Consider the following 12,715-nt stretch of genomic DNA (forward strand, 5'->3'; position numbering starts at 1 on the left):
GCGCTTTCTGACCGCTCTCATCCTCCCGGATGGTCACAACGGCTTCGCGAACCGCTTCTATCTTCAGAATCTGCGACTCCACTTCGCCGATCTCGATCCGGTACCCCCGGATTTTGGCCTGGTGGTCGATCCGGCCGATGAAATCCACGTTGCCGTCTGGCATCCAGCGCGCCAAATCGCCTGTACGGTACAGCCGCTCTCCGTCCGCGAACGGACTGTCTGCGAACTTCTCCGCATTCAGCTCGGGACGGTTCAAGTACCCGCGGGCCACCCCCGGTCCGCCGATGCAGAGCTCACCGAGCACTCCGACCGGTACCGGGTTTAAATGCGTGTCCACGATGTAGAAGCGGGCGTTCAGCCGCGCTTTGCCGACCGGCACGCTGCCCTTCTCCGGCAGGAGTGCAAGCGGCTCATCGTAGTAGCTCGAATCAATCGCCGCTTCGGTTACGCCGTAGCTGTTGATGATTCTAAACTGCGAGCCGTAANTTCTCCGGCAGGAGTGCAAGCGGCTCATCGTAGTAGCTCGAATCAATCGCCGCTTCGGTTACGCCGTAGCTGTTGATGATTCTAAACTGCGAGCCGTAACGCTCCTGCAGCAGCCGGTAATCTCCCACGCTGCAGCTGTCGGAGCTCGTGATCAGCAGCTCCATGGAGCTCATATCCAGTCCGTGTTCGGCGACATAGTCCATGAACGGCACAATGAGCGCCGGAGTCGATTCGAACACGGTAATCCCGCAGTCGCGAATCCAGCCGTGCAGACGGGCCGGGTCGATGCGGTCGTCCTTCGGACAGATCACCATCGTTCCGCCGTTATACAGCGTGCGCGCGATGTCCCCGACGAAGACGTCGAAGGAGAAGCTCGCCAGCTGCAGCAGCCGGACCGGGAACCGGTCCAGGCGGTACTGTAACCGNATACAGCGTGCGCGCGATGTCCCCGACGAAGACGTCGAAGGAGAAGCTCGCCAGCTGCAGCAGCCGGACCGGGAACCGGTCCAGGCGGTACTCGCGGCGATAAGCCGCTGCCGTGTTGACGAGGCTGCGGTGCTCGATCATGACGCCCTTGGGGCGTCCCGTCGTTCCCGACGTGTAGATCACGTAGGCTAGATCTTGCTTCANCGCTGCCGTGTTGACGAGGCTGCGGTGCTCGATCATGACGCCCTTGGGGCGTCCCGTCGTTCCCGACGTGTAGATCACGTAGGCTAGATCTTCCATGCGTGCTGTGTTGTCGTGGTTATCATTGATGGATGTATTCATGTCAGCTGCACTCACTCCAGCAGCATTCACTCCAGCTGCGCTGTACGATGCATCCACACCCGCAACATCTACGCCGAGTGCGCTGTAAGATTCCTCGTCATCCAGACACAGAACGCTTTGCAGCGGCAGCGCCACTCCTTCATCCAGCCAGGCCCGGGTACGCTCCAGCAGATGGCTCTGCGTCAGCAGCACGGATGCGCCGCTGTCCTCCAGCATGAACCGGATGCGGTCCTGCGGATAATCCGGGTCTATCGGCACGTACGCGCCTCCGGCTTTCCACACCGCCAGGACACCGACCAGCAGCTCCACGGAACGATCGGCCAAGATGCCGACGATGCTTTCGCGGCCGATGCCGCCCGCCCGCAGCGCTGCGGCCAGGCGACTGGCCCGTTCATTCAGCTCGCCGTAGGTCAGCTGCGTATCTTCATACACAACCGCCGCTTGCGCTGGCGTAAGTGCGGCCTGTTCTTCGAACAACCGGTAGAGCGGCTGCACCGGCGGAAGTTCACCGGCAGGCTCCGCATTGAACTCCTGCTGGATCTGCTGTTTCTCTTCTGCGGTCATTATATCCAGCGCTGCAATCCTTGCCTCCGGTTGGCTTACAATCGCTTCGAGCAGCTGCTCGAAATGCTTCGCCAACCGCTCTGCCGTCTCCCTTTTATACAAGGAAACCGCATATTCCAGGCTGCAATCCAGACCGCCGCCCTCTTCGGATATATCCAGGCTCAAATCAAATTTCGCCATTGCAAAATCGCTCGGATACGGCGCCATTCGAAGTCCCTGAAGCTCAAACTCTTTGCTTTCCGTATTCTGCAAGGAAAACATCGTATCAAAAATCGGATTACGGCTTAAATCCCGCGACGCCTGAACATTCTCCACCAGCTCTTCGAACGGGTAGTTCTGATGGTCGTAAGCACCCAAGGTCGTTTCCTTAACCTCTTCCAGATACGATAAGAATGTTTTCTCACCGGAGGGGTAATTACGGATGGCCAGTGTATTGACGAACATGCCGATCAGCGGCTGTACATCTCCGTGGTTCCTGCCCGCAATCGTGGTTCCCACGACCAGATCCTCCTGACCCGAATATTTGTGCAGCAGAATCGTGTAAGCCGCGAGAAGCACCATGTAGAGTGTCGAGCCGCTTTGGGCTGCAAGGCGTTGCAATTCCCCGTTCTTCTTCTCATCTATGAAAAATCCAATCGCATGCCCTTCGTAGCTTTGCACAGCCGGACGCGCATAATCGGCGGGCATCTCCAGAACAGGCAGCTCTCCCTGATAAATATCCAGCCAATAGGCCTCCTGCACCTTTAACTGCTCCTGCTGGACATCGGACTGCTGCCATACCGCATAATCCTTGTACTGGATACGCAGCGGTTCCAGCTGTTCTCCGCTGTACAAACGGGCAAACTCCTCCACCAGCACGTCCATCGACACACCGTCCGAGATAATATGATGCATATCAAGCAGCAGAATATGGCGCTCCGGGCCTAGCTCAATGAGCCCTACTCTCAGCAGCGGCGGTTTCGCCAGATCAAACGATCGGATAAAATCGCGGACAACCTGTCCGGCTTTCTCTTCGCTTGTTTGAACATATTCCACGGCAAAATCCGCTTCCCGGCTGACCCGCTGCACCGCTTCGCCGCTTACGATCTCAAATCCGGTACGCAGCGTCTCGTGGCGTGCTATCAGTCCGCGGAACGCTTCTTCGAGGCGTTTCCGGTCTATGCTCCCTTCGAGCAGCATCGCCCCCGGCATGTTGTAGCTCTGCTGCGCCCCTTCCAGCTGATGCAGAATAAATAGACGCTTCTGCGCCGAAGAGAGCGGATAATAGTCAGCCTCCGCCGCTGCCGGAATAGCTGAATAGTCCTGTTCCTCCAACCGGGCAATAACCTGAGCCATCTCTTCAATCGTCGGGTACCGGAACACATCCCTCAGCGGCAGCACAATATTCATTTCCTGATGCAGTTTGCTGACCAGTGTCGTTGCGCGCAAGGAATGTCCCCCGAGTTCGAAAAAGTTATCCTTAACCCCAACCCTTTCAAGCCCTAGAACGGATTTCCACAGAACCGATAAATCAAGTTCCAGCGGGGTGCGCGGCTCGATATGCTCAGCCCCCGTATGCACGCTCTCTTCCGGTGCAGGCAGTGCTCTCCGGTCGACTTTGCCGTTAGCCGTTAACGGCATGTCCTCCAATTGAACAAAGTAGGACGGAATCATATAACCCGGCAGCTCCCCGGCAAGCTCACTTCTCAGCCCGCTCGCTGGAAGATCTTTATTCGCTACGAAGTATGCGCATAACTGCTTTTCACCGCTGGCGGATTCCCGGACAACGATCGTCGCCTTCTGGATGGACTCCACTTTCAGCAGATGCGCTTCGATCTCGCCAAGCTCGATCCGGAAACCCCGGATTTTCACTTGATCATCCATCCGCCCGACATACTCGATCGTGCCGTCCGGCAGCCATCTGGCCAAGTCGCCTGTCCGGTACATTCTTTCTCCCGGTGCGAACGGATTGTCCACGAATTTCTCTGCCGTCAGTTCAGGACGATTCAGGTAGCCCCGTACCAGGCCCTCCCCGGCTATGCAGAGTTCCCCTGCCACACCAACCGGCTGCAGCTTGCCGCTGCCGTTTAAGATGAAGGCAGACGTATTGCTGATCGGCCGTCCGATCGGCACGTTGACGGCACCGGCCTCCACTTCGTTCACCACATAATAAGTTGCATAGACCGTGCTCTCCGATGGGCCGTATGCATGGATGATTTTGCCGGGTCCTATATGCCTTAGAGCCCTTTGTACATGACTGACGGATACACGCTCGCCACCAAACACGATGGCCCGCATATGTCCCAGGCACTCGACATTCACATCCACGAGAACATTGAAGAATGCCGTTGTAATTAGCGCAACGGAGATCTGCTCCCGCTTGATTAAAGCCGCCAATTCCCCGATCTCCAGCATGGTCTCCCGTGGTATAAGAACCAGCCTCGCTCCATTGGTCAAAGCTCCGAAAATATCAAAGATCGCCCCGTCAAACGAATAGCTCGACATCTGAAGAACCCGGTCACTCTCGATAATATCGATATAGTTGGTATTCCGGACGATCCGGACGATATTGCGGTGCGCAACTAAGTTACCTTTGGGGTTGCCTGTCGTTCCGGATGTGTAAATGACACATGCCAGATCGGCGGAATCGTTCATCGGTTCCAGATTCGACTCGTCCGCATGATAAGCCAGTTCGTCATCCAGTACGACCAGACTGCACGGCCCCGCTACCCTCTCCTGCAGATGCCGCTGCACCAGCATCACCTGCGCTCCCGAATCCTGAGTCATGTACCGGATACGTTCCTCCGGATATTCGGCATCAATCGGCACATAAGCTCCCCCGGCTTTTAGAACCGCCAGAATACCTGTAATCATTTCCAGAGAACGTTCCGCCATAATTCCAACTAGACTATTCCTGCCCACTCCTTTAAGTCTCAGGGTTCTGGCCAATCTGTTCACTCTACCGCGCAGCTCCCGGTAGGTTAACTGCTTATTCCCGAATACAACCGCCACCGCATCCGGTATACGGTCTGCCTGCTCCTCGAATAATTGATGCAGGGTCTTATCGCGCGGAAACTCCGTGAACGTGTCATTAAACCGTTCGATGATCTCGGCTTTTTCCGGTGCCGTCGTCAGTTCTATTTCCCCTACTGCAATTCGGGGATAAGCTGTGATCTGCTCCAGCACATAAACCAGATGCCCCTTCAGCCTCTCGATATCCGCTCGTTCAAACACTTGAGCGTTGTAGTCGAAATGAATCACCAGTTCTTCTCCCGGAAGCACGGTCACCGTAAAGTCATAGTTCGTTTGTTCCGACATGTCCACATCCGTGATCTTCAGCCCGCCGCTGCCGGCTTCCCCTGCCTGTTCCATCTGCTCATCCATCGGATAATTCTCGAACGCGATAATATGATTAACGAGACCTTGTTTCTGCGTACTTCTTGCCTGAATCTCATACAGCGGATAGTAGTCGTAACGGCCGGACTCCAGCGCCTGTTCCTGCATCCTTGCCATCACATCGGCAAAACACTCTTCAGCTCCACATGCGACACGAACCGGAATAGTATTTATAAACAGCCCGATCATCTCTTCGATTCCGGGAATTTCGGCGGGTCTTCCGGATACGACACTGCCGAACACCGCATCGCCGGTTCCGTTATATTTCTGCAAAAGAATACCCCAAGCTGCCTGGAGCAAAGTATTCTGTGTCACCTGGTGCTGCTTCGCCACCACGTCCATCCGGCTGCTCAAGTTTTTGCCCAATTCACACACGACATGTTCTTGAATGTACCCTTCGATCTGCGGTTCGTTCTTCTTAGACGGCAGAGAAGTTTGCCCTTCATACCCTCCCAGGTATTCGGACCAGTAGCGGGAAGCGGCCGACTCGTCCTGTTTCTCCAGCCACTCGATATATTGACTGTACCGGGGCACGATTGTTCGTTCAGGAAGCTTAGTATGCAGCAAGGCTGCATACGTCTGGAACAAATCCTGCATGAGCTGCGGCAGGCACCAGCCATCCATTAGAATGTGCTGGAAGCTCCATAACGCTCGATAGGTTTCTTCTCCTATTCGCATGACCGTTACCCGGACCAGTGCATCCCTTTCCAGATCGAATCCCCGGAGCATGTCTTCTCTTGCTTTATTCTCTAGGTACAGCGTCTGCTCGTCTGCCTGTAGATGAAGCAAATCTTCATAAACGAATCCGATCTTCTTATCCCGGTACACGATTTGCAGGGGTTCTCCGTCCTTAGCGCTGTAGAAATTCGTCCGCAATACATCGTGACGCGCTGCCAGCTCCGCCCAGCTTTTGGCGAACAAATCCACATCAAGTGTCCCCCGCAAAGTAAACCGTGCTTGTTCAAAATACGCGCCCGCTTGCCGGTCCATCGCGCTGTGGAACCACATCCCCTTCTGCATGGGGGTAAGGGTGTAAATATTCTCAATTTCTCCGATGGGCTGCGATTGCTCAGCAATTTGTTTCAGTTCATCTACGCTTAATCCCTTGAACTGAACATCACTCGGCGTCAATTCAGTCCGCTCTTGGGCTGCGCAGTGGGCAATAATGGCCTGCAGGCTCTCCTGCAGATAGAGGGCCAGCTGCTCCATCGTCTCCGGACGGTACTCGTTCCGGCTGTAGCTGAGATCAAGCGATAAGGACCCGTCCAGCACCATGCTGTTGATCTCCAGCGGGAAGGTCCGCGATTGCCGCTGACTCGAGGGCTTTCCGCTGGAATAAGGCGAAAGAATCATGTCGTTATTTTCTAAATCCTGATCGAACTGCCCCAAATAGTTAAAGACAATTTCCGGCTCGGCACCCCAGATCAAATCGTCGTTATTCGCGGACAAATACCGGCATATCCCGTATCCGATTCCTTTATTTGGAATCTGACGGAGATTCTCTTTTACCTTCTTGATTTGGTACGCTAAATCTCGATGAGCTTCCGGCTCAAGAACAACCGGATATTTGGTGGTAAACCATCCGACCGTACGCGTGATGTCGACATCGGCAAGGATGGACTCCCGCCCATGGCCCTCCAGATTGACCCGTACACGCTCAAGTCCGCACCATTTCTGTACAGCCAGCCCCAGTGCCGTCAGCAGGATATCATCCATTTCCGTGTTATAGGCCCGGTGAACCCGTTTTAATAATTGCTCCGTCTCTCCCTGGCTTAACTCGATAATCAATGATTCACTATCCTGCTGCAGGGACGTACCCGGGTGCCAGTCTTTGGGGAGCTCCTGAACGGGGATCTCAGCCATGCGCTTCCAATACTCTCTCTCGGTATCCATAGCCGTGCTCTGCGCATAAGCGGCAAGCTGCTTGGACCAGGTAAGGTATGCATCTGTCTTCGCCGGAAAACGGATCGCTTCGCCGTTTTCGGCCTGCTCCAAACCGAGCGCAATATCTTCCAGCAAAATCCGCAAGGATACCCCGTCTACCACACCATGATGAATGGCGATCATCAGGTGGTCGCCGTCCGCACACCGGAACAACCCGCCTTTCACAAGAGGGCCCGCTTCCAGATTTATACCGCTCTGAATTTCATTCGCTTTGGCTTCGACTGCTGCACCGCAATCCTCCAAGCTTCTGAAATCGGCTATCTCAAGGCTGTATGGGTCGCCCTCTCCGATTCCCCGGTTCCATGGGGCATATCCGTTACTGGTTTTGCGGAAAACCATCCGGAGTGCATCGTGATGCTCCGTTAGCTTCTCCAGCACCTGTCTGATCACGTCTTCGTCAAATCCAGCCTTCCGGTACACCATAACAGACTGGTTAAAATGATGCGGGTCGGCGAATTGCTGCTGGAAGTACCAGTGCTGGATAGGAGTCAGCACGGCATCTCCGGTCACTTCGCCCTGGTCCACCGTCCGGGCGATCGGCTGGATGTGCAGACTTAGCTGTGCGATAGTCGGATATTTGAACAAGTCCCGGATTTCCAGTTTGTAGCCGGCCTGATGAAGCCGGGATGACACCTGGATCGACTTGATGGAATCTCCGCCAAGCTCAAAGAAATGATCCGTTATCCCGACAAGGCCGGTACTGAGCACCGCTTGCCACACGGCTGCCAGGGCCTTCTCCGTATCGGATCGGGGTGCGATGTACTCCCCGCCCGCAAGCATGTTACCTTCCGGAGCAGGCAGCGCCTTACGGTCTATTTTTCCATTGGGCGTTAACGGCATCCTCTCTACCTGTACAAAATGTGACGGGATCATATAGCCCGGCAGGTTGCTCGATAATGCCTCCCGGAGCTCACGAAGTACCAGCGGTGTATCCGCCACGTAATAAGCGCACAGCTGCTGACCGTCGCTATCCTCCCTGGCAAGAACAATCGTTTCTTGAATGGATGGGATTCTAAGCAGCTGTTCTTCGATCTCACCAACCTCAATCCGGTAACCGCGGATTTTCACCTGATGATCCAACCGGCCCATGTATTCGATGGTGCCGTCAGGCAGCCAGCGGGCCAAGTCTCCTGTACGGTACATCCTCTCTCCCGGTTCGAACGGATTGTCCACGAATTTCTCGGCTGTCAAGTCGGGCCGGTTCAGATATCCTCTAGCCAGTCCGGCTCCTGCGATGCACATTTCTCCGGCTATGCCTGTCGGCAGCAGCTGATCATGAGAATCTACAATATAGATCCGGTGATTCTGAATCGGACTGCCGATCGTAACAGAAGGGCCGCTTTCACTTGCCGCAGCAGACCAGATGGTCGTACAAATCGAATCCTCGGTAGGGCCGTACGCATTGAAATACTTTACTTTGCTCTTCCACTGTTGAATAAGCTCCAGAGAGGCTGCGGAGCCCGCCGTAATCAGGTTCTTCAAGGCAGGCATACCATCCGGATTCAGATAGGCGGCATAAGTCGGAGGTAAAGTAGCCGTTGTAATGCCCTGTTTCTTCATGTAACCTTCGAATAATTTGTAATCCAGGATGGTCTCTTTGTCCGGAATATATAACGCTGCACCGAAGAATAACGCTTGGAATATTTCCCAGCAAGAAGCGTCGAACGACAAGCTCGCGAATTGGATCACTCTGTCCGTTTCGCTCATCAGCAGCTTTTCTTCAAATAAGCTCTTCAAGCTGCTCAGCCCATGGTGCTCCACCATAACCCCTTTAGGCTTCCCGGTCGTTCCTGACGTATAAATGACATAAGCCAGATCATCCGGCCCGCTTGCCGGCTCCAGATTCGAGCTGCTCCCCCTGTAAAGAGCTTCATTATCCAGCGCCAACATTTTACCGGCGAACGACACTCTCTCCTGCAAATGCCGCTGAGTCAATAACAGCTTCGCTCCCGAATCTTCCATTAAATAGCGGATGCGCTCCTCGGGATACTCCGGATCAATCGGCACATAAGCGCCCCCGGCTTTCAAGATGCCGAGAATCCCGACAACCATGTCAAGCGAACGATCTGTCATGATTCCGACAAGCTCGTTTGTGGTCACGCCAGCTTCTCTAAGCGTCCGTGCGAGACGGTTCGCCCACTCGTTCATTTGCCCGTACGTCAACTGCTGCTCTCCGAACACCACAGCCACATGATCCGGCGTGCGTTCGGATTGTTCCTCAATCAGCTGATGAATCGTCTTTTCCTGATCATATTCCGCAGCGGTATCGTTAAAATATTGAAGCAGCTCGTGCCTCTCCGATTGTGACAAAATTTCCGCCTCGGCTATTTTAAGGTCCGGCTGATACAAAACGACAGACAGCACACGATCCAAATGATCGGCTGCCCGGTTCATAAACGCCGGATCATACAAATTCCCGTTATACACAAAACTCCAAGAAATCGAATCATTCTCCAGTCCGAACTGAAATAAACAATCGGACACCATATTCTGACCGGGGTCCACCGTGTGAAGTTCGTTCAGGGAAACAAGCGTGTTCACAATGGGGATTCCGTCTGCATACTCAAGATGAAGCTTTTCGGTCATTTTGCGAAACGGAATATGCTGATGATGAATCGCTTCCGGAAGTGACAGTTTCAGCTCGCTCAACAAGGTTTTAAATGTAGAACTGCCGCTTAGCGTGTTATTGAGAATGACCACATGATTAATAGGACGCCTCGACTCAGTCGCTTTCCTTACAATCGGCATGCCAAGCAAGATGTTTTTTTCATTTGTATATTTGTATAACAAACACTGGACTCCCGCCAACAAAATCATGTATGCAGCTAAATGAGAGCCTTTGCTCATCTGAATCACGCGCTGCGCAACCTCAGCGGACAAGGCGCCGGAAACAGACTGAGTAACAGGTGCGCAGTGATTAGGAGTCTTACTGTAAGGCAGACGTGTAAGTGTGTAATCTTCACCCTCGAATTTTTTATTCCAATAAAGAGTTTCCTTTTCAAAAGCCACCCTTCATCTCTCCCCTCTCGATCAGTAAAAGCTATCCTGCCGGGATGCAAATTCCAAATTTAAATCCTGCACCCCAGCAGGTAAGGTTCTAAAAAACAAAATCTATGGCTTCTACTAAGTCCTCTCCTTGCTCTGAGACGCCGCTCAATGAAAGGTCTTTCAGGAGAATATAAGGCTGCTTGATAATCCCGGACATGATTTCAAGTAAATCCTCCGCAAAATGTTCGATCATATTTCTTGTGAATAATTTGGTGCGGTATTCAAAAAGAGCGTTCATGCCTTCTTCCACTAAAGCAATCTCTAAGGTCAGATCAAATTTGGCGGCCGTCTGAGTCTGAATGTAGGGCTCCACCGTTAAATCTCCGAAACGGTTGACTTGCTCTTCCTTGGTCTCCATAACAAACATGGTGTCAAATAACGGATGCCGGCTTAAGTCCCTCGTCACCTGTACTTTGTCCACAAGCTCTTCGAACGGATAGTCCTGATTGGCAAAAGCGCCCAGCATCGTTTCTTTGATTTCATCTAAATAGGAGAAGAACATTTTGTCGCCGGCCGGATAATTGCGGATAGCCAGTGTGTTGACGAACATGCCGATGAGCGGCTGCATATCCGTATGGGTTCTGCCGGAAACCGGCGTACCTACGATGATATCTTCCTGTCCCGAATATTTATGAAGCAAGATCGTATAGGCTGCCAGCAGCACCATATAGATTGTCGATCCGGCATCCTCGGCGATTCTCTGCAAACCTTCGCTCGTTTGCTTGTCAACAAAGAAATTCAACACATCTCCCTCATAGCCTCGAACCGCCGGTCTTGCAAAGTCGGTCGGCAATTCGAGCGGCTGAAGCTCACCTTTCAAAGCATTCAACCAATATGCCTCTTGACGCTTCATCCTCTCGCCCTGTGTCTCAGACAACTGCCAGGAAGCGTAATCCTTATACTGAATCCGCAGCGGCGGGAGTTTTTCTCCACTATACAGACGAAGAAGTTCTTCGACTAGAATACCTGTGGACACGCCGTCAGAGACGATATGGTGGATATCAAACATCAGAATATGGCGTTCTCGCGACCACTCGATGAGACCTACCCGCAGCAGCGGAGGTTGTCCGAGATCGAAGACGCGTACGAAGCTCTCTGCGAGCTCTTCCGTTTCCTCTTCGCTTGCTTGCCGGTATTCTAAGATGAAATTCACTTCACTGTAGATCCGCTGCATGGGCTCTCCGTTTACCATTTCAAAACCGGTGCGCAGAATCTCATGGCGCGTAATCAAACCGCGCAGCGCTTCCTCGAATCGTCTCCGGTCCAGCTCCCCAGTAAGCAGCATCATGCCAGACATGTTGTAGCTAAGTTCGGCTCCCTCCATTTGTTGCTGGATATACAGCCTTTTTTGTACGGAAGAAAGCGGATAATAGCTGCGTTCCGGAAGCAGAGGAATGCTGATGTGCTCCTGCTTCTCCATATGGGCGATCGCCTCAGCCATGCTTTCAATCGTAGCGCAGCGGAAGACGTCTCTGAGCGGGTATTCGACATTCAGTGCCTTGTGAAGTTTGCTCACCAGCATCGTGGCACGCATGGAATGCCCGCCGAGGGCGAAGAAGTTGTCCTTCACGCCGATGGTCACAGGTCCAAGCACTTCCTGCCAGATCTCGGCCAGCTTCGCTTCCAGCGGTGTCCGCGGGGCGATGTAGTCCGATCCGCCGCTCGCGCTTCCTTCCGGAGCGGGCAGCGCTTTACGGTCGATCTTGCCGTTCGGCGTCAGCGGCAGATGCTCCAGCTGCACGAAGTACGACGGAATCATGTAACCCGGCAGTTCCCGGGCAAGTAGGCTTCTCAGCTCGCTCGCGNCCGTTCGGCGTCAGCGGCAGATGCTCCAGCTGCACGAAGTACGACGGAATCATGTAACCCGGCAGTTCCCGGGCAAGTAGGCTTCTCAGCTCGCTCGCGGGAAGCTCCCCGCCTCCGGCAGCGGTGAAATAAGCGCACAGCGCTTTCTGACCGCTCTCATCCTCCCGGATGGTCACAACGGCTTCGCGAACCGCTTCTATCTTCAGAATCTGCGACTCCACTTCGCCGATCTCGATCCNGCGCTTTCTGACCGCTCTCATCCTCCCGGATGGTCACAACGGCTTCGCGAACCGCTTCTATCTTCAGAATCTGCGACTCCACTTCGCCGATCTCGATCCTATACCCACGGATTTTGGCCTGGTGGTCGATCCGGCCGATGAAATCCACGTTGCCGTCTGCCATCCAGCGCGCCAAATCGCCTGTGCGGTACAGCCGCTCTCCGGTGACGAACGGGCTGTCTGCGAACTTCTCCGCGTTCAGCTCGGGACGGTTCAAGTACCCGCGGGCCACGCCCGGTCCGCCGATGCAGAGCTCACCGAGTACGCCGACCGGTACCGGGTTCAAATGCGTATCCACGATGTAGAAGCGGGCGTTCAGCCGCGCTTTGCCGACCGGCACGCTGCCCTTCTCCGGCAGGAGTGCAAGCGGCTCATCGTAGTAGCTCGAATCAATCGCCGCTTCGGTTACGCCGTAGCTGTTGATGATTCTAAACTGCGAGCCGTAA

The 12,715-nt window shown here is 54.0% G+C and carries 2 protein-coding genes and 5 pseudogenes; all 7 read right to left on the reverse strand.

Annotation, left to right across the window (positions count from 1 at the left end; genetic code table 11):
* Positions 1-379, reverse strand: a 379-nt coding sequence (locus AR333_RS25555; protein WP_367585058.1) for an AMP-binding protein, incomplete at its 3' end; no start/stop codon positions are given.
* A gap of 107 nt (positions 380-486) precedes the next feature.
* Positions 487-800 (reverse strand): annotated as a pseudogene (locus AR333_RS25560) (AMP-binding protein); the annotation flags it as partial.
* Positions 801-912: 112 nt separating this feature from the next.
* Positions 913-1,115: pseudogene (locus AR333_RS25565) on the reverse strand (AMP-binding protein); the annotation flags it as partial.
* Between the two features lies 1 nt (position 1,116).
* A pseudogene (locus tag AR333_RS24040) lies at positions 1,117-10,146 on the reverse strand (amino acid adenylation domain-containing protein); the annotation flags it as partial.
* 88 nt (positions 10,147-10,234) lie between these two features.
* Positions 10,235-11,990, reverse strand: a 1,756-nt coding sequence (locus tag AR333_RS24045; protein ID WP_253735968.1) for a condensation domain-containing protein, incomplete at its 5' end; no start/stop codon positions are given.
* A gap of 1 nt (position 11,991) precedes the next feature.
* Positions 11,992-12,212 (reverse strand): annotated as a pseudogene (locus AR333_RS25570) (hypothetical protein); the annotation flags it as partial.
* 18 nt (positions 12,213-12,230) lie between these two features.
* Positions 12,231-12,715: pseudogene (locus AR333_RS25575) on the reverse strand (AMP-binding protein); the annotation flags it as partial.

The organism is Paenibacillus sp. FJAT-26967, assembly GCF_001541095.1.
GTDB lineage: Bacteria > Bacillota > Bacilli > Paenibacillales > NBRC-103111 > Paenibacillus_F.